The organism is Proteus sp. fly-1089, from assembly GCF_040138965.1.
GTDB lineage: Bacteria > Pseudomonadota > Gammaproteobacteria > Enterobacterales > Enterobacteriaceae > Proteus > Proteus vulgaris_B.
On record NZ_JBEETS010000010.1, the window covers coordinates 71,165 to 92,140 of the forward strand.

The 20,976-nt window shown below is 38.5% G+C and carries 17 protein-coding genes and 7 tRNA genes; 7 read left to right on the forward strand and 17 right to left on the reverse strand.

The annotated features are described in order from the left end of the window. Positions 1-38: 38 nt before the first annotated feature. The 13 genes from fghA to nagB form a co-directional block, all read right to left on the reverse strand. Positions 39-869, reverse strand: coding sequence for an S-formylglutathione hydrolase (fghA, locus tag ABN080_RS17375; protein ID WP_349441627.1), 831 nt, complete (start codon positions 867-869; stop codon positions 39-41). A gap of 53 nt (positions 870-922) precedes the next feature. Next, the gene (locus ABN080_RS17380; protein ID WP_196553436.1) at positions 923-2,035 is read right to left on the reverse strand and encodes an S-(hydroxymethyl)glutathione dehydrogenase/class III alcohol dehydrogenase; all 1,113 of its coding nucleotides are present in this window, start codon (positions 2,033-2,035) and stop codon (positions 923-925) included. A 20-nt stretch (positions 2,036-2,055) separates the two neighbouring features. After that, a complete protein-coding gene (locus ABN080_RS17385; protein ID WP_036938507.1) occupies positions 2,056-2,331 on the reverse strand; it encodes a metal-sensing transcriptional repressor in 276 nt (91 codons plus the stop codon). A 239-nt stretch (positions 2,332-2,570) separates the two neighbouring features. Further along, a tRNA-Leu gene (locus ABN080_RS17390) sits at positions 2,571-2,655 on the reverse strand. A 50-nt stretch (positions 2,656-2,705) separates the two neighbouring features. Beyond that, positions 2,706-2,780: transfer RNA gene (locus tag ABN080_RS17395), tRNA-Gln, on the reverse strand. Between the two features lie 4 nt (positions 2,781-2,784). Continuing rightward, positions 2,785-2,861, reverse strand: a tRNA-Met gene (locus tag ABN080_RS17400). Between the two features lie 20 nt (positions 2,862-2,881). After that, positions 2,882-2,956: transfer RNA gene (locus ABN080_RS17405), tRNA-Gln, on the reverse strand. A 41-nt stretch (positions 2,957-2,997) separates the two neighbouring features. After that, positions 2,998-3,072, reverse strand: a tRNA-Gln gene (locus ABN080_RS17410). A 27-nt stretch (positions 3,073-3,099) separates the two neighbouring features. After that, positions 3,100-3,184: transfer RNA gene (locus tag ABN080_RS17415), tRNA-Leu, on the reverse strand. Positions 3,185-3,192: 8 nt separating this feature from the next. After that, positions 3,193-3,269: transfer RNA gene (locus tag ABN080_RS17420), tRNA-Met, on the reverse strand. A 410-nt stretch (positions 3,270-3,679) separates the two neighbouring features. Continuing rightward, positions 3,680-4,912 (reverse strand): DNA-binding transcriptional regulator NagC, encoded by a 1,233-nt coding sequence (gene nagC, locus ABN080_RS17425; RefSeq protein WP_082151829.1) that lies wholly within the window; start codon positions 4,910-4,912, stop codon positions 3,680-3,682. Between the two features lie 9 nt (positions 4,913-4,921). Further along, complete coding sequence (gene nagA, locus ABN080_RS17430; RefSeq protein WP_196553435.1) at positions 4,922-6,085, reverse strand: N-acetylglucosamine-6-phosphate deacetylase; 1,164 nt, start codon at positions 6,083-6,085, stop codon at positions 4,922-4,924. 124 nt (positions 6,086-6,209) lie between these two features. Next, entirely contained in the window at positions 6,210-7,016 is an 807-nt protein-coding gene (gene nagB / locus ABN080_RS17435; protein ID WP_196553434.1) for a glucosamine-6-phosphate deaminase, read from the reverse strand. Between the two features lie 354 nt (positions 7,017-7,370). On the opposite strand from nagB, the gene nagE reads away from it, so the two are divergent. The 4 genes from nagE (at position 7,371) to ABN080_RS17455 (ending at position 14,649) form a co-directional block, all read left to right on the forward strand. Then, on the forward strand, positions 7,371-9,413 hold the full coding sequence (nagE, locus tag ABN080_RS17440) for an N-acetylglucosamine-specific PTS transporter subunit IIBC (protein ID WP_349441628.1): 2,043 nt from the start codon (positions 7,371-7,373) through the stop codon (positions 9,411-9,413). A 197-nt stretch (positions 9,414-9,610) separates the two neighbouring features. Further along, positions 9,611-11,278, forward strand: a complete 1,668-nt coding sequence (glnS, locus tag ABN080_RS17445) for a glutamine--tRNA ligase (RefSeq protein ID WP_115351379.1) — start codon at positions 9,611-9,613, stop codon at positions 11,276-11,278. A 646-nt stretch (positions 11,279-11,924) separates the two neighbouring features. Further along, positions 11,925-13,319 (forward strand): chitoporin ChiP, encoded by a 1,395-nt coding sequence (chiP, locus tag ABN080_RS17450; protein ID WP_115351380.1) that lies wholly within the window; start codon positions 11,925-11,927, stop codon positions 13,317-13,319. 490 nt (positions 13,320-13,809) lie between these two features. Continuing rightward, the gene (locus ABN080_RS17455; RefSeq protein ID WP_072070223.1) at positions 13,810-14,649 is read left to right on the forward strand and encodes a DUF817 domain-containing protein; all 840 of its coding nucleotides are present in this window, start codon (positions 13,810-13,812) and stop codon (positions 14,647-14,649) included. Between the two features lie 84 nt (positions 14,650-14,733). On the opposite strand, the gene fur is transcribed toward ABN080_RS17455, so the two are convergent. The 4 genes from fur to ybfF all read right to left on the reverse strand — a co-directional run bounded on the left by fur (position 14,734) and on the right by ybfF (position 17,463). Beyond that, entirely contained in the window at positions 14,734-15,180 is a 447-nt protein-coding gene (gene fur / locus ABN080_RS17460) for a ferric iron uptake transcriptional regulator (RefSeq protein WP_006537692.1), read from the reverse strand. Positions 15,181-15,369: 189 nt separating this feature from the next. Continuing rightward, a complete protein-coding gene (gene fldA, locus ABN080_RS17465) occupies positions 15,370-15,897 on the reverse strand; it encodes a flavodoxin FldA (protein ID WP_115351382.1) in 528 nt (175 codons plus the stop codon). Between the two features lie 271 nt (positions 15,898-16,168). Next, entirely contained in the window at positions 16,169-16,477 is a 309-nt protein-coding gene (gene ybfE, locus ABN080_RS17470; protein WP_109410031.1) for a LexA regulated protein, read from the reverse strand. A gap of 203 nt (positions 16,478-16,680) precedes the next feature. Then, entirely contained in the window at positions 16,681-17,463 is a 783-nt protein-coding gene (gene ybfF, locus ABN080_RS17475) for an esterase (RefSeq protein WP_349441629.1), read from the reverse strand. A 460-nt stretch (positions 17,464-17,923) separates the two neighbouring features. Between ybfF and seqA the strand changes: the two genes are divergently transcribed. From seqA to ABN080_RS17490, 3 genes are all read left to right on the forward strand, one after another. Further along, complete coding sequence (gene seqA, locus ABN080_RS17480; protein ID WP_072070220.1) at positions 17,924-18,475, forward strand: replication initiation negative regulator SeqA; 552 nt, start codon at positions 17,924-17,926, stop codon at positions 18,473-18,475. A 74-nt stretch (positions 18,476-18,549) separates the two neighbouring features. Continuing rightward, on the forward strand, positions 18,550-20,190 hold the full coding sequence (pgm, locus tag ABN080_RS17485; RefSeq protein WP_196553431.1) for a phosphoglucomutase (alpha-D-glucose-1,6-bisphosphate-dependent): 1,641 nt from the start codon (positions 18,550-18,552) through the stop codon (positions 20,188-20,190). Positions 20,191-20,331: 141 nt separating this feature from the next. After that, entirely contained in the window at positions 20,332-20,814 is a 483-nt protein-coding gene (locus ABN080_RS17490; RefSeq protein WP_072070218.1) for a YehS family protein, read from the forward strand. Positions 20,815-20,976: the final 162 nt, after the last annotated feature.

The following is a 20,976-nucleotide window of genomic DNA, read 5'->3' on the forward strand; positions in this document are numbered from 1 at the left end:
AATGCGATGATCTCCCCAAAGAGATCACCGCATTATTGCTAAGTGTTTAAGTGTTTAGCATGAAAGGCAATATGTTCGCCAATAAAACTCGCCACAAAATAGTAACTGTGATCGTACCCTTGATGTAAATTCAATTGATAAGGGAAATGTTTTTTGTCACAAACTTGTGCAAATAATTCAGGCTTAAGTTGCTCTTGATAGAAGGGATCGCCCGATCCTACATCAACACGCATGGGTAAGATATGTTCTGCGTTATTAAGTAAAGCAATCGCATCATACTGCTCCCATTGCTTAGTATCCTCTCCTAAATACGTGTTAAACGCCTTTTTCCCCCAAGGAACTATAGATGGTGCCACTATAGGAGAAAATGCTGATACGCTGCTATAGCGTGTCGAATTTCGCAATGCAATGGTTAATGCACCATGCCCTCCCATTGAATGCCCGCTAATTGCGCGCTTATCCGTGACAGGAAAGTGTGTTTCAATCAGTGTCGGCAGCTCATCAACAATATAGTCATACATGTGATAATGCGCATTCCATGGCGATTGTGTTGCGTTTAAATAGAATCCAGCACCTTGACCTAAATCATAAGCACTATCATCAGCGACATTTTCACCGCGGGGACTGGTATCTGGTACAACTAAAATAATGCTATGTTGTGCCGCAAATTGTTGAGCACCAGCTTTGGTAATAAAATTTTGTTCGTTACAAGTTAAGCCTGATAACCAATATAAAACAGGGTATTTTTGCCCTTCTTCCATAGGAGGAAGATAGATGGCAAATTTCATCTCACAATTTAACACCTTTGATGTATGCTGATAAACTTCTTGCCAGCCACCAAAACAGGCATGATGTTCAATCCTTTCCATTTTGACTCCTTTAAAAACAAAGACAAACCTATGAGGCATAGGCTTGTGGATGATTAATCGAAATGAATAACAGTTCGGATTGATTTACCTTCGTGCATTAAATCAAAAGCTTCATTAATTTTTTCTAATGGAAGTTTATGGGTAACAAAAGGTTTAAGTTCGATATTACCTTTCATTGCATCTTCAACCATACCGGGTAATTGACTACGGCCTTTTACCCCCCCAAAAGCAGTACCTTTCCATGAACGACCCGTAACCAATTGGAAAGGACGTGTTGAGATCTCTTGCCCAGCGCCAGCCACACCAATGATGACTGATTGCCCCCAACCACGATGCGCACTTTCTAATGCGGCTCTCATCACATTGACGTTCCCAATACATTCAAAAGTATGATCAACACCCCATTGGGTCATTTCGACAAGAACTTGCTGGATAGGTTTATCGTAATCATTAGGATTTAGACAATCTGTCGCACCAAATTGACGTGCCAATTCAAATTTCTCAGGATTAGTATCAATGGCAAAAATACGGCCCGCTTTGGCTTGTCTTGCACCTTGCAGAACAGCAAGGCCAATACCACCCAAACCAAAGACAGCGACTGAATCACCTTCTTGTACTTTTGCCGTATTGTGAACAGCACCAATACCGGTTGTGACGCCACACCCTAATAAACAGACTTCTTCGTGATTAGCTTCAGGATTAATTTTTGCTAATGAAACTTCAGCAACAACGCTGTATTCGCTAAAGGTAGAACATCCCATGTAGTGATAAATAGGCTGTCCATTATAGGAAAAGCGTGTGGTGCCATCGGGCATTAAGCCTTTCCCTTGCGTTGCTCTGACTGCAACACATAAGTTTGTTTTGCCTGATTTACAAAATAGACATTCACCGCATTCTGCTGTGTACAGTGGAATAACATGATCGCCAGGTTTTACGCTAGTGACGCCTTCACCTACTTCAACAACAACACCTGCGCCTTCATGGCCCAGAATAGCAGGGAAGACACCTTCAGGATCATCACCTGAGAGCGTAAAGGCATCTGTATGGCAAACGCCAGTGTGGCTAATTTTAATAAGCACTTCGCCGGCTTTTGGTGGCATAACATCAACTTCAACAATTTTTAAAGGCTCTCCAGGTCCAAATGCGACCGCAGCACGAGATTTCATGGTGTATCCTTTTTTTGTTATTAACGCAGGTAAGTGCGGATAAGTGAAATGGCATCATCAACGGAATTTTTTTGATCTTCAGGAGAAGCGACAGCATCCATAAGACCTTCACGTAAATGACTTTCGAGTACACCTGCCATTAGGCCATTGATAGCGCCTCGAATGGCAGCAATTTGTTGTAATACCTGACCGCATTCATTTTCATTTTCAAGGGCTGTTTCTAAAGCAAGAAGTTGCCCTTTTATTTTTCTTACGCGAGTTAACGCGGCTTTTTTTTCTGCTGGTGAGTGTGGCATACATAATCCTTAAATATACTATAGGGGAGTATAGTATTTGAGTGAATGTATGTACAGAGAGATCAAAAAGGCTTGGAAAAATAAAAATGGAATTAAAAAATTGTTTTGAATGCAGGAAAGCAAAGAGAAGTACAAATGGCAGAAGTCTTGTTTGGGGGAAAATAGAAGCGCAGAAACAAAAAAGACTCGCTATTGCGAGTCTTAATCGTTGATTTCGTGATAAACACGTTAGTAATCAATGGTGCGGGAGGCGAGACTTGAACTCGCACACCTTGCGGCGCCAGAACCTAAATCTGGTGCGTCTACCAATTTCGCCACTCCCGCAACAACTTGGAGAAAAAAAGACTCGCTTTGCGAGTCTCTCTTTCAAAATATGGCTGGGATACCAGGATTCGAACCTGGGAATGCCAGGATCAAAACCTGGTGCCTTACCGCTTGGCGATATCCCAAAAATGGTGGCTATGACGGGATTCGAACCTGTGACCCCAACATTATGAGTGTTGTGCTCTAACCAGCTGAGCTACATAGCCATATTGAATCTAGCGAAAGATGGCTGGGATACCAGGATTCGAACCTGGGAATGCCAGGATCAAAACCTGGTGCCTTACCGCTTGGCGATATCCCATCCGCTAATTCAATTGTCAACACACTTATTTATCAGAAATATGGCTGGGATACCAGGATTCGAACCTGGGAATGCCAGGATCAAAACCTGGTGCCTTACCGCTTGGCGATATCCCAACTGATAAATTCTTGACGAGGTTAAAATGGTGCGGGAGGCGAGACTTGAACTCGCACACCTTGCGGCGCCAGAACCTAAATCTGGTGCGTCTACCAATTTCGCCACTCCCGCAAAAAAGATGGTGGCTATGACGGGATTCGAACCTGTGACCCCAACATTATGAGTGTTGTGCTCTAACCAGCTGAGCTACATAGCCATCTTTTTTTGCATAACCTTCGTCGGCGTTGCGGGGCGCATTATGCGTATTACAGACAAATCCGTCAACTGCTTTTTGCATTAATTTTCGAGAAACGTGTCCGTTTGCTCGATGGTTAATCATTTTGTCGAAAAAAGATCCAAAAAACAACCTTATTGATAAAAAATATACTCAAAAAGAAGAGAGTGTAAAGTGTGAATAAAAAGAAAAAACAAAGCAGTAAGAAGAGAGAGGTGAATAAATATCATTAAAATGTAGGGACAAAAAGGCATAAAAAAAGAAATGTAGTGAAAAAATCATGCAACATTTCTTTTTCTTAGTCTATTACTGTTTGAATTTTAGACCATTTTCCTATTTAACTAAGAAAAAGTATTTATTTAACTCAAAAAGTATAATTTATCAGCAATAACTTACTTTTCTAATAGCTGTTGAAGCAATTCTCCGTTAAGCATTGCTCGTTTAGTTAATGCAAAAGCCCCTATTGCAGAACGATGATCAAGCTCTGATGTGACCACAGGGAGTTCTTCTCTAAATTCTTTTAATACTTGCGTATTAATACAACTTTGAATGGATGGTAGCAAAATTTCAGCAGCTTCGGTTAATTCTCCCGCTAAGACAACTTTTTGTGGGTTAAATAAGTTAATTGCGATCGCAATGGCTTTACCCAAATGTAGGCCAACCTGTTTAATTGTTTCCACTGCTAATGGATCATTTTTAACCGCAGCATGACAGATATCTTGGATTTGACACTGTGTCGATGATAAATATTGGCTTGGGTAGCCTTGCTCTAATTGATAGCGCACTTTGGCTTCAATTGCCGTATTTGATGCAATTGTTTCTAAACAGCCAAAATTACCACAATGACAACGCTCACCCAGAGGGTCTATTTGAATATGGCCAATTTCCCCAAGGTTACCGCGCTGATTGAGGAGAATTTTATTATTAATAATAACCCCTGCACCCGCACCGCGGTGAATTCGCACTAATAGCGAATCTTCACAATCTCTTGTGGCACCAAAATAGTTTTCAGCTAATGCGAGGCTTCGAATATCATGACCAGCATAACATGGGAGGCTAAAGCGTTTTTCAAGACTGTTTACTAAAGCCCAATTATCCACTTTCATATGAGGCATATAGCGAACAACGCCTTTATTGGGATCAACAAGGCCGGGTAAGATCACGGAAATTGAAATAAGCTCACGAATACGACGTTGATTTTGTTTAATAAAATCATCAATTGCGTTAATAAGCAGAGTCTCAACTTCATTTTGTGTGCTTTGTTCTATGGGATAGTGTTGCTCAATAATGACCTTACCACTCAGATCATAGAGTGCGACAGTCGCATCATTGCGCCCCAGCCGCACACTGACGGTATTAAAATTACGGTGTTCAACAATGATGGAAATAGCACGGCGCCCACCTGTTGATGCTTGTTGGTCAACTTCTTTAATCAGCCCACGTTCAAGCAACTGACGAGTAATTTTAGTCACACTGGCCGGTGCTAACTGGCTTTGTTCGGCTATTTGGATACGGGAAATGGGCCCGTGTTGATCAATCAGTCGATACACAATCGCACTGTTAAGTTGTTTAACAAGATCGATATTGCCAATTTGCGTTTCAGTGTTGTTATGACTCATCAGCATAGACATCCATTAGTTATCAGTTATTTCAATACCATTGACAAATGTTGTGCAAAGGTTGAAGTCCTTGTCAAAAGAAGCAAGATTAGCAATTTTTCCAGCTTCAATTGTACCGAGTTCTTTTTCTACCCCAATCGCACGAGCGGGATAAAGTGTAGCCATTCGTAATGTTTCATCTAATGGAATACCTACATGGATCACGCTATTTTTAATCGCGCCAATCATGGTAAGTGATGATCCACTTAATGTGCCATCAGCATCGACACACAATCCATTACGATAATATATGGTTTTTCCTGCAAAAACGAAGCTATCCATCTCATTTTTATTAGGATCAAGCCCCGCAGGCGCAGTTGCATCTGTGACTAAAAGTAATTTATCGCCTTTTAAACGCTTACTATTGCGAATATTAGCCCATGAAACATGCATACCATCAGCAATAATACCTGCATAAACCTCTGGTGTATCATAAATAGCGCCAACAAGGCCAGGGCCTCTGCCTGTAATATAAGGCATTGCATTATAAAGATGGGTCGATAATGAAATTCCATTACGGAACCCTTTACGTGCTTCTTCATAAGTCGAATTGGAATGGCCTGCCGAGACAATGATACCTGCTTTGATTAATTGACGAACATACTTTTCATCAACCATTTCTGGTGCAAGGGTGATTTTTGCGATGACATCAGCATTATCGCACAAATAGTCAATCATCTGAGCACTTGGTTGACGAATAAATTGCGGATCATGCGTCCCTTTTTTAATCACATTGATGTAAGGGCCTTCTAAATGTAATCCCAGTACTTTATTTTTATGTTTTTTCATATAGGCGCGAGTTGCTTCGATGCCTATTTTCATCAATTCATCAGAACAGGTAATTAGTGTTGGTAAATAACTGGTACAGCCTAAACGCTCATTTGCTTTTTGCATGATTTCTAGCGTTTCAATGGTGACATTTTCTGGTATGTCATTAAATTGCACGCCACCACAACCATTAACTTGTAAATCGATAAAACCAGGAGAAACAATTGCACCTTTCATATCACGAACAGAGATATCTTTTGGCAGTTGATCCTGTGGACAAACCTGCTCAATACGGGAGCCGTTAATAATAATGGCGTGATTTTCTAAACGGTCGTAACCTGTATAAATAACAGCATTTGTTAAGGCAAACATACCTTTGTCTCCTGATAAGGGAAGTTAATCTAAAAAGCCGATATCAGCCAGTAAATTCTGGCTGATAAGTAAGAGAGCTTAGCCTTTTCCACTACTTAATCAGTAGGTACTTATTTTACTAAACTTAGTCTTGGTATTTTTGACACTCTTGTGCTTCAATCTGTTGGAAATAACGCAATGTTTTAACGCGTAATTCCATTGTGGCAGGATCATCACACACTATAATTGCTTTCGGATGAAGCTGGACACAGGAAATTGTCCATAAATGGTTAACAGCACCTTCTGTGGCAGCATGTACAGCCTGTGCTTTATTAAAGCCTGTTGCCAAAATCATTAACTCTTCAGCATCTAATAAAGTACCCACACCAACTGTCAGTGCGTATTTAGGAACATGATTTACATTATTGTCGAAGAAACGTGAATTCGCTAAACGGGTGTCTTCGGTGAGTGTTTTCATGCGAGTGCGTGAAGAGAGTGATGACGCAGGTTCATTAAAAGCAATGTGACCGTCATTACCAACGCCCCCCATAAACAGATTGATTTTGCCATAAGACTTTATTTTAGCCTCATAACGTGCACATTCTGCTTGTGGATCTTCTGCATTGCCGTTTAATAAATTGATATTTTCATCTTTAATATCAATATGATTAAAGAAATTTTCATACATAAATGTACGATAACTTTGTGAATGATCTGATGGAATACCAACATATTCATCCATATTGAATGTCACAACGTGTTGAAAACTGATTTTTCCAGCTCGGTGTAATTCAATTAACTCTTTATATGTCGCCAATGGCGTGCCACCAGTTGGTAAACCAAGCACGAAAGGGCGATCTGCGGTTGGATTAAATTCGTTGATCTTTTCAACGATGTAATTTGCAGACCACTTACCAACTTGTTTTGCCGTGGATAGGGGGATTAACCTCATAGTAACCTCATAGAAAAAAGACAAATCTGATAATTCAGGAACATGTTATTTCATTGTGTGATTATCAGTGGCTCATCTATAACACGAATTTCTTTTCATTTTTAGTCGATGACCCAATTGTCCCGCCAAAAGATATTTTTAATCATAAAATAAGCTTTCTGACTTAGCCAGCATTTCAGCTAAAAAATATACGATATTGGTGACTTCAATCACAAATTATGACTAATTAATTTGCGATACGAAATAATTTTTTTAGACTGAAAATGGAATTAAATAATTAGCTCATCAATTTTTTTATAAAATATGAATGAGTATGAATAAGATCCCGTATAGGGGCTATCCAAGGGGGAGTTTGTGAATATTTTAAGTTATCTGCAGAAGATAGGACGGGCACTAATGGTGCCTGTTGCTACATTACCTGCAGCTGCAATTCTGATGGGGATTGGCTACTGGATTGATCCAGTAGGCTGGGGTAGCGATAACGCGCTTGCAGCCTTACTGATTAAATCAGGCTCCGCAATCATCGATAATATGTCAGTTTTGTTTGCTATAGGTGTTGCTTATGGTATGTCGAAAGACAAAGATGGTGCAGCGGCATTAACTGGATTTGTCGGGTTTTTAGTCGTAACCACACTTTGTTCGCCAGCGGCCGTTTCTATGATCAAAGGTATCCCATTAGAGGAAGTACCAGCCGCATTTGGTAAAATAGAGAACCAATTTGTGGGGATTTTAGTGGGTGTGCTTTCAGCGGAACTTTATAACCGTTTTAGCCAAGTTGAATTGCCTCTCGCACTCTCTTTCTTTAGTGGTCGACGTTTAGTTCCTATTTTAGCGTCATTCCTCATGATCATCGTTGCCTTTATTTTGATGTATATCTGGCCTGTTATTTATGGTGGATTAGTGAGCTTCGGTGAAAGTATTAAAGATATGGGGGCATTGGGTGCTGGTATTTACGCATTCTTTAACCGTCTATTAATTCCTGTTGGTCTACACCACGCATTGAACTCTGTATTCTGGTTTGACGTTGCCGGTATCAATGATATTCCTAATTTCCTTGCTGGTCAGAAATCTATTGATTCAGGCTTAGCGACAGTGGGTATAACGGGTCGTTACCAAGCTGGTTTCTTCCCTGTAATGATGTTTGGTTTGCCAGGTGCTGCACTGGCGATTTATCACTGTGCACGTAAAGAAAATAAAGCAAAAGTTGCTGGTATTATGATGGCGGGTGCATTTGCTGCATTCTTCACTGGTATCACAGAACCGCTTGAATTCTCATTTATGTTTGTTGCACCAGTGCTTTATGTTATTCACGCATTCTTAATGGCAATTTCCGTTTATATCGCTGCAAGTATGGAGTGGATTTCAGGATTTGGCTTTAGTGCAGGCTTAGTGGATATGTTCTTATCCTCACGTAACCCACTTGCTGTACACTGGTACATGCTTATTGTTCAAGGTATTGTGTTCTTCTTCATTTACTACGGTATTTTCCGTTTCACTATCACGAAATTCAACCTAAAAACACCAGGTCGTGAAGATGAAGTATCTGGTGATGAAACTGCCGATGGTTATGATGAAGATATCACAACAGCCCCTGCAAATAGCAAAGAAGGCATCCAGCAAGAAGCCCGTCAATATATCGCTGCAATTGGTGGTTCTGACAACTTAACGGGTATCGACGCTTGTATTACGCGTTTACGTTTAAATGTAAAAGATGCAACCATTGTTAATGATAGCTATGCAAAACGCTTAGGTGCATCAGGGGTTATTCGCTTAAACAAGCAAAGTGTTCAAGTGATTGTGGGTACACGTGCAGAGCTTGTGGCTAACGCAATGCGTGATGTATTAACACAGGGTCCAGTTGCTGCTTATGAAGGCTCATCGGCTTCAACCGTGTCTACTGAAAAAACACCTGTAAAACAAGCTAATGCTAATGCAAAAGTATTACTTGAAATGGTTGCGCCTTTTGATGGTGAAGTTGTGGCATTAAAAGATGTGCCGGATGAAGCTTTCTCAAGTGGTGTTGTAGGGGATGGGCTTGCAATTAAACCAACCTCTAATATTGTATTGGCACCTGCAACAGGCTCGGTTGTTAAGATTTTTGATACTAACCACGCATTTTGTATTGAAACCGATAATGGCGTTGAAATCATCGTTCATATGGGGATTGATACGGTTGCATTAGGCGGTAAAGGCTTTAAGCGTTTAGTTGAAGAAGGAGTAGACGTTAAAGTCGGTCAACCTATCTTAGAATTAGATCTTGAATATCTAAACGCTAATGCTAAATCGATGATAAGTCCTGTGATTGTAAGTAATATTGATGATTTTGATCAAATTGCTGAACAAGTTACAGGTGAAGTGGTTGGAAATAAAACCGTTATCTACAAAGTATTAAAATAAATTCTATACAGATATTTAATCCTCTATAAAGAGATGGTTAAATAAGACGATAAAACGGGGAGTCTTTCAAACTTCCCGTTTTTTTATCTCTATTTTGATAAATATCTCAGGGGTGTATTTAGCTAAGGTATTTATGAAACCTGCTTATTGGATTATAGTGGGTTAATTATGCGTTTTGCTTTGAGGAAAAAATGACCATGAATGAGGCAGATGCCCGCCCAACTAACTTTATTCGTCAAATAATTGATGAAGATCTGGCAACAGGGAAACATGATAGCGTGCATACGCGTTTCCCACCTGAACCTAATGGCTATCTTCATATCGGCCATGCGAAATCAATTTGTCTGAATTTTGGTATTGCTAAAGATTACCAGGGTAAATGTAATTTACGTTTTGATGATACCAATCCAGTAAAAGAAGATATTGAGTACATCAACTCAATTCAAAAAGATGTTCAGTGGTTAGGTTTCCAATGGGAAGGTAGCGTTCATTACTCCTCAGATTATTTTGATCAACTCTATCAATATGCGATTGAGTTGATTAATAAAGGCTTAGCTTATGTTGATGAGCTGAGCGCTGAAGAAATTCGTGAATATCGCGGTACATTAAAAGAGCCAGGTAAAAACAGTCCTTATCGCTCACGTAGCGTAGAAGAGAACTTAGCGCTGTTTGAAAAAATGCGTGCGGGTGGCTTTGAAGAAGGTAAAGCGTGCTTACGTGCGAAAATTGATATGGCATCACCTTTTATTGTTATGCGTGATCCGGTGCTTTATCGTATTAAATTCGCCGAACACCACCAAACTGGAAATAAATGGTGCATTTATCCAATGTATGATTTTACCCACTGTATCTCAGATGCACTGGAAAATATCACTCATTCTTTATGTACGTTAGAATTCCAAGATAACCGTCGTTTATATGATTGGGTGCTGGATAATATCACTATCCCTTGCCATCCTCGTCAATATGAATTCTCTCGTCTTAACCTTGAATATACTGTGATGTCAAAGCGTAAGTTGAATCAGCTTGTGACAGAAAATATCGTCAATGGTTGGGATGATCCTCGTATGCCAACGATTTCAGGCTTACGTCGTCGTGGTTATACCGCTGACTCTATTCGTGAATTCTGTTTACGTATTGGTGTAACGAAACAAGAAAATAATGTTGAAATGGCGGCATTAGAATCTTGTATTCGTGATGATTTAAACGAAAATGCACCTCGTGCAATGGCTGTTATCGATCCAGTTCGTTTGGTTATTGAAAATATGCCAGAAGGCGAAGAGATTTTAACTGCGCCAAATCACCCAAATAAACCAGAAATGGGTACGCGTGAAGTACCATTTAGCCGTGAAATTTATATTGATCGCGCTGACTTTAAAGAAGAAGCAAATCGTCAATATAAACGTCTGGTACTAGGTAAAGAAGTTCGTTTACGTAATGCTTATGTTATTAAAGCTGAGCGTGTTGAAAAAGACGAGCAAGGTGAAATCACAACCATTTACTGTACTTATGATGCAGAAACATTAAATAAAGATCCTGCTGATGGACGTAAAGTAAAAGGTGTTATTCATTGGGTAAGCATTCCACATGCTGTTCCTGCTGAAATTCGTCTTTATGACCGTCTATTTAGTGTACCAAACCCAGCGGCAGAAGATGATTTCTTATCAACAATTAACCCTGAGTCTTTAGTTATTCGTGAAGGTTTTGTTGAACGTAGTTTAAAAGATGCGGCGGTTGAAAAAGCGTATCAATTTGAGCGTGAAGGCTACTTCTGTGCTGATAAGCTATCAACAGCAGATAAGTTAGTATTTAACCGTACAGTAGGCTTACGTGACACTTGGGCTAAGATTTCTCAACAAGGTTAATTTGAACCTTATTTTGAGTTACATTAAGTATAGTTAGCGCCAAAATTAATAGAATGCTCGGTAATTATTTATCGAGCATTTTTTTATCTATTTTTCTTTTTAATGTCGTACAATTTTTCATCTATTTATATCCAGTATTTATTCTTTAGGGATTAATTAATCTTAATTTTTTCATTTTAAATGATAATTTTTTATTTGTTTCATTTGAAATAATTAACTTGTTATCACTTTATTCTTCTGTTTTTTCATAACATCTCATTAAATAAGACTGTAGTAAGAAAAGTGTGATTTAATGCACATATTTCACATCGTTAAAAAAGTTTATTTATAAGCGCTACTTATTATTCTTTTTAATAAAAACGAAATCTAATATTGTTTAAAGATTGATATAAAAAACAAATAAAATCAATTTGTTATATTTGTTTTTAACGAGGGATTATAAAAGAAAGAAAATGAAACGATTATTTAGTTATGTGCCCTTGGTCATATTTTGATAAAAATTCTTTTTTTTTGGTTGATAATTCGCGTCGCGAAAAATATGCTGTTTCTAACCTAATTTAGGTTTTTCCCCACTTGGGGTTTTATATTTGGAAATAGGCATTGTGCTTATTTCTTTTTTAGTCAAAGTCAAAGAGGAAACAATGCTATGGTTATGCAACATGCTAAACCAGGCAGGGTGGCACTTGTCGTTATGGGCGCATTGCTTGTAACTGCACTACCTGCAAAAATGTCTCATGCTGAAGGATTTATTGATGACTCAACCTTAACGGGTGGTCTTTTTTATTGGCAACGTGACCGTGATAGAAAAGAGTTAACACCAAATAGTCCTGATTACGGCAAATACAAAGCTAACTTACACCATTCTACTTTTAACGCTAATCTAGACTTCTCATCAGGTTACCTTGGTGATTTTATTGGTATTGATTTAGCCGCCTTTGGTGCTGCTGAATTGAATAACAGTGGCCCTGCGGCACCTAATGAAATCGGTTTTAGTGATGCAAAAAGTCGCTGGGATGAAAAATGGACAGGCGATCGCAGTGGTATGAGCGTGTATAAAGCCGCTGCAAAATTCAAATTAGGTAATTTCTGGGCACAAGGTGGATATATTCAACCTAAAGGCCAAAGTTTATTACGCCCGCACTGGAGCTTCTTACCGGGAACTTATCGTGGGGCGGAAGCTGGAGCAGTTTTCGATTTCGATAAAAGTGGTGAATTATCTTTCTCCTATATGTGGACAGATGAATACAAAGCACCATGGTATCGGAATATGTATAACTTTCGCAAAGCTGATCTAGAAACGAATATTAGCTATCTTCACTCTTTCGGCGCCAAATATGATTTTAAAAACAGCCTAGTGTTAGAAGCTGCATTTGGTCAGGCCGATGGTTATATCGATCAGTATTTTGGTAAAGTTTCTTATGATTTCCCAATTGCTGACAATGCATTAAGAACGTCTTACCAATTCTACGGTGCTAAAGATAAAGTGACCGGTGGTGGCGTTAATGATGTTTATGATGGGCTGGCATGGTTACAAGCACTGACTTTTGGTTATACCTACAATGTATTTGACTTCAAAGTAGAAGGAACGTGGGTTAAAGCTGAAGGTAATCAAGGTTATTTTTTACAGCGTATGACTCCGGGTTGGGCAACATCTAATGGTCGTCTTGATGTCTGGTGGGATGGTCGTTCTGACTTTAACGCTAATGGTGAAAAAGCACTTTATGCGGGTGTAATGTACGATCTGAAAAACTGGGATCTATCTGGCTGGGCGGTAGGTACTTCTTATGTTTACGCATGGGATGCTAAGCCAAGTGGTAAAGCCATTTATGATCAAGGTCAGCGTATTAGAGAAAGCGCATGGAATGCGGATATTATGTATACGGTTCAAGAAGGTCGAGCTAAAGGCACTCTCTTTAAACTTCACTATACCCGTTATGATAACCACTCCGATATTCCAAGTTATGAAGGTGGTTTTGGTAATATTTTCCAAGATGAAAAAGACGTTAAATTTAACGTGATAATGCCATTTACTATTTTCTAATATCAGCATAAGGATAAAGTGTATTCATTACACTTTATCCTGAATAAAACTAAAAAAGCTAAATACGATTACGATAAGTAAAAACAAACCTCATTAATGAAGTGAAATTGTCAGTAGTAGTAAGAAGTAGAAGAGTCGAAGTAAAAAGTAGTAAAGAGTCGTTTTAAAATCGCAGTATATAGTAAAAGTAATGAAGTAAAGTCGTCATGTCATGTCGTCTGAGATAAATGTGAGTGGGTTATGTTTATCTCTTGTGTTTCAGTTATTTCGCAAAATTTGCGTAAGGTATTTACCCTAAGTAAAGGCAGTCAGAGTGGGTATCGTAGTGGGGGGTAAATACCTTTATTTTTTTCATTCCTTCCTTTTTCGTCCTTTTCATCCTTGTAGGTTTTTTTATTCTATGGCAAATTTCTTGCCATTCATTTTATCTCATCTTATTTATTATTCTGCATTGAATGTAGTTCGATAATGCACGTTTTCAGGAAGAAGCATGTTAAAGCGATTGGATGATTTTTTATTAGAACCACCATTGAAGCCCTTTAAAGGTATAAAACGATTTATTGTTGAATTTCTTTTTTTTGGTGTGAAAGAGGCGCGTTCTTGTTTATTTGCGGGATTTTTCTTTTTTATTTTATTTGCAACACCAAGTAAAGGAATATTAGGGATACCTCGTTATGACGTTTTACTTATTCTCGCTATTGCTTTCCAATTATGGATGGTATGGGGAAAACTTGAAACATGGGATGAATTAAAAGCGATCTGTTTTTTCCACATCGTTGGTTTTGTGATGGAATTATTTAAAACATCAGCAGCAATTGGATCGTGGAAATACCCTGATTTTGCTTACACTAAATTGTGGGAAGTGCCTTTATTTACAGGATTTATGTACTCCGCGGTAGGAAGTTATTTAATTCAAGCATGGCGTTTTTTAAAAGTACGAATTGAACATTATCCACCTTATTGGATGGCAACTTTAGTTGCACTCGCTATCTATATTAATTTCTTTTCTCATCACTTTATCGGTGATTATCGCTGGTATTTAACTGCTTTTATTTTAGGTCTTTATGCTCGTAGTGTGGTTTATTTTACGCCTTATGATACAGAGCGAAAAATGCCACTATTATTGGCTTTTGTTCTGATAGGTTTCTTTATTTGGCTTGCTGAGAATTTCGGTACATTTTTTGGTGTTTGGCAATATCCTAACCAGATTGGTGCTTGGTCTGCTGTGCATGCAGGGAAATGGGGCTCTTGGTCACTGTTAGTCATTGTTACATTTACTATCGTGGTTCATTTAAAACATATTAAACACAGTATCAGTGTGCCTAAGTAGAGTTATTTTATCCTCAAATTTAAGGTAATAAAAAAGGAACTGTGAACAGTTCCTTTTTTTTACTGAGAGATTATCCAGAATGAATTATTTCTCATCATGTGCGTGGCTATCTTCTTTACAATTGCCTTCAGCGCAGTGGCCATATAAATAAAGGCTATGATTGGAAAGCTTGATACCATGACGTTCAGCGATGTTTCTTTGGCGCACTTCAATCGCATCATCTGTAAACTCGATAACTTTGCCACAATCAAGACAAATTAAATGATCGTGATGGTGTTGTTGAGTTAATTCAAATACTGATTTACCACCTTCAAAATTATGTCGGGTAACAATACCAGCATCGTCAAATTGGTTTAAGACGCGATACACGGTTGCCAGACCAATCTCTTCACCGATATCGATGAGTTTTTTATAGAGATCTTCAGCACTGACATGATGGCACTCAGGATCCTGGAGCACTTCCAAGATCTTTAAGCGAGGAAGTGTAACTTTTAACCCAGCATTTTTTAACGCTTTATTATTGTCGGTCATGCGGATTTAATCCTGTTGCTAATGGTGAATTTAATTTTTGTGCTCACTAATAGGGTTGATTCATTAACACTCGGGTGAATAAATAACCTTATTGATTATAGGCATGATATTTAAAAATAAACACCCCTACCTATCACACTATCTTAGCACACCATTGAATAATTATCATTCTCAATATTGAGTATTTATTTATCCCAGAATTTCATCTAGGCTCATTTCTTCTTTGATTTGAGCAACCCAAGCATCAACACGCTCTTCGGTTAATTCTGGTTGACGGTCTTCATCAATCGCAAGGCCGATAAAGTGATTATCATCTGCAAGCCCTTTAGAGGCTTCAAAATGGTAACCTTCTGTTGGCCAGTGACCCACAATGACAGCACCACGAGGTTCGATAATATCGCGAATTGTGCCCATTGCATCACAGAAGTATTCTGCATAGTCTTCTTGGTCGCCACAACCGAACAGTGCAACCAACTTACCTTCAAAATTAATATCTTCTAGTGTTGGGAAAAAGTCATCCCAATCGCATTGTGCTTCACCATAATACCAAGTAGGAATACCTAGTAACAGAATATCAAATGCTTCGATATCTTCTTTACTGGATTTTGCGATATCATGAACTTCGGCATTATCAGCGCCCAGTCTTTCTTGAAGCATTTTGGCAATATTTTCAGTGTTGCCGGTATCACTGCCGAAGAATATACCTATGATTGCCATAAAGTGAGATAACCTCTTTTATTCTATATTCGTTATACTTCAAATTGTCGCGTTGTTGACTACGTTGATTCGTACTGATTACATACTTTGTATGTAACAGTAACGCCTTTACTTGCCAATTAGCCACACTTCGAAATAGTTAGAGTATATTTGTCTGTGTTTGAACAATTACTAGTGAAAAATAAACATCTTGTTTTCATAATAGAAAACTAAAAAACGTATTTTGACGAAAATAGCAGGGTAATTCTGTCAAATTTGTGTGGTTTAGCTACTAGCTATTCTCATTTTGATGTATTTTCAAGGCGTGATTTTGCGCCAATTGTTCTAGTAATATTTCTTCAATAAGTTCGCTACGGCTAACATTTCTTGCAGTCGCCAACTCATTAAGTGCATTCACAGCATCTTCATTTAATTTCAATTCAACTCGACGTAAACCATTGACTCTGTCTCGTCTTAATTGATTGCGTTTATTAATTCTAAGCTGTTCATCCCGAGAAAGCGGGTTTGTTTTAGGTCGCCCAGGTCTGCGTTCATCTGCGAACAAATCCAGTGTGGTGCGATCAGTTTGTTCTTTTGCCATAAATTTTGCTGTGAAAGGGCGTATACCAATGACTAAATTGCGAAACGCCCAATAATACCCCACATAGTGACGTCCTGCCACTGCTTCCTGAGTTTAACCTATTGTCATTTGGTGTTTTTATCGACAGACTGTGTGATTAAGTACAATAATTATACATTCAGATAAATTATTACTTCCTTAATTACGCCACTTTCAGTAATAAATTATGCTTTTGATAAAAAACGACGAATAGCGTTAATAACAGTGTTAGGTTTTTCTGAATGTACCCAATGTCCAGTGTTTGCTACGACAAAAGCGCTAGCTTGCGGAAATTGGCGTGCAATATCATTACGATATTCATCTAATATGTAAGGCGACAAACCACCACGAATAAATAGCACCGGATAATTCCAAGTAGGGACTTCTTGCCAACCAATAATCTCTGAATAGGCATTTTTGATTGCAGATAAATTAAATAGCCATTCACCACTTTTAAATGATTTAAGTAAAAACTGAATAACTCCCTCTTCTTTAATAAAGGGACTCATGATTTCTACTGCATCTTGACGTCGTGTAACTTGAGCTTTAGTGACGGCTTCGAGTGCCGCAAAAATGTTATCGTGGCGGCGAACATTGTAAGCTACAGGTGACATATCTATTACGACAATGCGAGCAATTCGCTCAGGCGCTAATGCTGTCATTGCCATTGCAATTTTGCCCCCCATGGAGTGCCCGATAATGATGGCTTTTGAGATATGTAAACTATCAAGTAATGTAAGTACATCTTGTGCCATATCTTGATAGCTCATACTTTCACTATGAGGGGAATGTCCATGATTACGCACATCAATTTGGATCACTGTGTGGTCTTGGCGTAGATCACGCCCTAAGACGCCTAAATTATTTAAGTCACCAAAAAGGCCGTGGATCAAAACAATAGGTAAATTGGATGCAGGTGCTGTTTCAGGCTGATGTAATTGATAATTTAATAATGTATTGAGTTTCATGTTAATGACCAAAAAATAATTACGATTTTTCTATGATGACATGCACAAGATACTAAGCCAACTTATCGTAATAATATGCGTGAGTGATTAAGAGTAGAAATAATTGATAAGGGGAATTTATAAAAAACCACATAATTGACATTATTTGGATGTTTATTCCAAACTTATTTAAAAAGTTGAAATATTGACATTGCTCAAAAATAAATATTTAGAATTTTATATTATTTGATGGCTGGTGTGGCGTAAGAAGGCGGTATTTGAAGTAGACTTTGTTTGAATAAGTTCAAAGAATAGAAGATGATACCGAGATAAACAATAGGATAAATACCAAGCTTAGCCATTGAAATGGCTGGATCTTGTATAGATCTTCTTTAAGTTATTGAAATTTTACCTATTTTGTTTTTAAAGATTATATCTTATAATCCTAATTACTTTTTTTTGAAAACAGTACTGGGTAGCAATGAAAAAGATAGAAATTGATGACGAACTTTACCGCTATATTGCTAGCGAAACTAGACATATCGGTGAAAGCGCTTCAGATATTTTAAGGCGTCTACTGAAGCTTGATGCCAAACAGCCCGTACAGCCAGTCGTTGTCACTGAGTCAGTACAAGCACCTGTTATTAAACAGGAAGCTGAACCTAAATCGATTACACCAGCAAAAAATCCGGTCCGTGAAATGCGAGAACTGTTGTTATCTGACAGTTATGCAGAAAAAACAAAATCAGTTGATCGTTTTTTACAGATCCTTTCTACGTTATATAGCCTAGATAGCGCTACTTTTACTCAATCTGCTGAAACAGTACATGGACGAACACGCATCTATTTTGCTGGTGATGAACAAACATTACTCGATAGTGGACGTCATACAAAACCGCGCCATATTTCAGGCACGCCATTTTGGGTTATTACTAACTCCAATACAGAGCGTAAAAGAACAATGGTACAAAGCATCATGCAGGATATGCAATTTCCTGCGAATGAGATTGATAAGGTGTGTGGAACTATCTAACCACTATTGTTAATTGATGCATTGCAAAGGCTTTTGTTTAAAGCGTGCTTGTGATGTCAAATAGGAGAAGATTTGTGGCAATTCATCCAAGAGCAGGGCAGCATACTCGTCAAAGTGATCTGATTAATGTGGCGCAATTAACGTCGCAATATTATTCACTTAAACCACAAGCTAGCATTAATGCTCATCGTGTGAAGTTCGGTACATCTGGCCATCGCGGAAGTGCAAATCGCCATAGTTTCAATGAAGCCCATATTTTGGCAATTGCACAAGCTATTGCTGAAGTACGCGCAAAAAATGGAGTAACAGGCCCATGTTACGTGGGTAAAGATACCCATGGACTGTCAGAGCCTGCATTTATTTCTGTTTTAGAAGTACTCGCTGCTAATAAAGTGAAAGTGATTATCCAAGAAAATAATGGTTATACACCGACGCCAGCGGTCTCTTTTTCTATTTTGACTTACAACGATGCGCATCAAGATATTGCTGATGGTATTGTGATCACTCCATCACATAACCCCCCTGAAGATGGCGGTATTAAATATAACCCATCAAACGGTGGACCTGCTGATACCGATTTAACTTCTGTTATTGAAAAACGCGCTAATGAACTGCTTGAAAATAATTTAGCAGGGATCAAACGTCTTTCTTATGATGAAGCATTGGTGAGTGGTTATATTGAAGCTCAAGACTTAATTATGCCTTATGTCAAAGCGTTAGGTGACGTTGTTGATATGGAAGCCATTAAGAAAGCAGGCTTAAAATTAGGTGTTGACCCATTAGGTGGTTCCGGTATCGAGTACTGGAAACGCATTGGTGAATATTATGGTCTTGATCTTGAATTGGTTAACGATCAAGTCGATCAGACATTCCGTTTTATGACTCTCGATCATGATGGCGTTATTCGTATGGACTGTTCATCACCATGGGCAATGGAAGGTTTATTACAATTGCGTGATAAATTTGACTTAGCATTTGCCAACGATCCTGATTATGACCGTCATGGTATTGTGACGCCGTCAGGTTTAATGAACCCAAACCACTATTTAGCGGCTGCGATTAACTATCTTTTCCGTCATCGTCCGCAATGGGCTAACGATGTAAAAGTAGGTAAAACACTGGTTTCAAGTGCAATGATTGACCGTGTTGTAGCTGACTTAGGTCGTGAGCTAGTTGAAGTGCCAGTTGGTTTTAAATGGTTTGTTCAAGGCTTATTTAGTGGTGAATTTGGCTTTGGTGGTGAAGAGAGTGCAGGAGCATCTTTCTTGCGTTTTAACGGTAAACCATGGTCAACCGATAAAGATGGTATCATTTTATGTTTGTTAGCTGCTGAAATGAAAGCAGTCACAGGCAAAGATCCACAAGAGCATTACAATGAACTAGCGCAGCGTTTTGGTTCACCAAGCTATAACCGTATTCAAGCATCAGCAACTCATGAACAAAAAGCATTGCTGTCACGTTTATCACCCGAAATGGTAACAGCAAGCACCTTAGCGGGCGACCCAATTACGGCTCGTTTAACACATGCTTCAGGTAATGGTGCCTCTATTGGTGGTTTAAAAGTGATGACAGATTATGGCTGGTTTGCGGCTCGTCCATCAGGCACTGAAGAAGCGTATAAAATTTACTGCGAAAGCTTCCGTGGTCCTGAGCATCGTGAGTTAATTGAAAAAGAAGCCATTGAAATAGTAAATAATGTCTTTGCTAACAAATAAGTTAGTGTAATAAGCTATTTATATAGAATACACTCTACCAAAAGGTAGAGTGTATTTTTTTAATCATTAAATATTTTTAGATCACAGCATTGATATCCATCATTGAGGTTGATTTAGAATTAAAAATAGAGTGGATAATCAATGCAAAATAATTTTGTTTTACGCAGTGTACGTTACATGCTGGATCTCAGTGATGCACATATGGTTGAGATCATGAAGCTAGCTGATTACACCGTTACGAAAGAATTAGTTAATAGTTGGTTGAAAAAAGATGATGAACCTGAATTTGTCGAGTGTGACGATAATGCAATGGGGCATTTTTTGAATGGTCTTATTTTTTATCGTCGCGGAAAAGATGAAAACTTCCCAGCACCTGAAGTTGAAAAGCGTATTACAAATAACATTATCTTGAAAAAATTACGCGTCGCTTTTGAACTCAAAGATGTGGATATTCTAAAAATTTATGAGCTTGCTGACTTCCGTGTTTCTAAGCCAGAACTTAGTGCTGTATTTCGTAAACCAGGACATAAAAACTACCGTAATTGCGGTGATCAGCTGGTAAGGTATTTTCTGAAAGGCTTAACCGAAACTCTACGTGGCAAAGGTAAAGCAGTTAAGAAATAAACAAATCTTAATTAATAATTATTCCCTCTTTAATGAACTGACCCCAGTTTATTAATAGAGGGATTTTTTTAAAACGCTCTGTAGTACGAGAACCCGTATTTAATCTTGAACTTTTATAGTGTACATTGTACACTTCTTGGTGACGGATTAGAAAGGGAACTT

What these genes read in the sequence shown, in the direction of transcription:
- nagA (WP_196553435.1), bottom strand. Translation starts at nt 6,085, where the DNA reads ATGTTTGCCTTAACAAATGCTGTTATTTATACAGGTTACGACCGTTTA.
- fldA (WP_115351382.1), bottom strand. Translation starts at nt 15,897, where the DNA reads ATGGCAATCATAGGTATATTCTTCGGCAGTGATACCGGCAACACTGAA.
- fur (WP_006537692.1), bottom strand. Translation starts at nt 15,180, where the DNA reads ATGACCGACAATAATAAAGCGTTAAAAAATGCTGGGTTAAAAGTTACA.
- glnS (WP_115351379.1), top strand. Translation starts at nt 9,611, where the DNA reads ATGAATGAGGCAGATGCCCGCCCAACTAACTTTATTCGTCAAATAATT.
- nagB (WP_196553434.1), bottom strand. Translation starts at nt 7,016, where the DNA reads ATGAGGTTAATCCCCCTATCCACGGCAAAACAAGTTGGTAAGTGGTCT.
- ABN080_RS17490 (WP_072070218.1), top strand. Translation starts at nt 20,332, where the DNA reads ATGCAAAATAATTTTGTTTTACGCAGTGTACGTTACATGCTGGATCTC.
- seqA (WP_072070220.1), top strand. Translation starts at nt 17,924, where the DNA reads ATGAAAAAGATAGAAATTGATGACGAACTTTACCGCTATATTGCTAGC.
- ybfF (WP_349441629.1), bottom strand. Translation starts at nt 17,463, where the DNA reads ATGAAACTCAATACATTATTAAATTATCAATTACATCAGCCTGAAACA.
- ABN080_RS17380 (WP_196553436.1), bottom strand. Translation starts at nt 2,035, where the DNA reads ATGAAATCTCGTGCTGCGGTCGCATTTGGACCTGGAGAGCCTTTAAAA.
- ABN080_RS17385 (WP_036938507.1), bottom strand. Translation starts at nt 2,331, where the DNA reads ATGCCACACTCACCAGCAGAAAAAAAAGCCGCGTTAACTCGCGTAAGA.
- ABN080_RS17455 (WP_072070223.1), top strand. Translation starts at nt 13,810, where the DNA reads ATGTTAAAGCGATTGGATGATTTTTTATTAGAACCACCATTGAAGCCC.
- nagC (WP_082151829.1), bottom strand. Translation starts at nt 4,912, where the DNA reads ATGCTGATGAGTCATAACAACACTGAAACGCAAATTGGCAATATCGAT.
- ybfE (WP_109410031.1), bottom strand. Translation starts at nt 16,477, where the DNA reads ATGGCAAAAGAACAAACTGATCGCACCACACTGGATTTGTTCGCAGAT.
- chiP (WP_115351380.1), top strand. Translation starts at nt 11,925, where the DNA reads ATGGTTATGCAACATGCTAAACCAGGCAGGGTGGCACTTGTCGTTATG.
- fghA (WP_349441627.1), bottom strand. Translation starts at nt 869, where the DNA reads ATGGAAAGGATTGAACATCATGCCTGTTTTGGTGGCTGGCAAGAAGTT.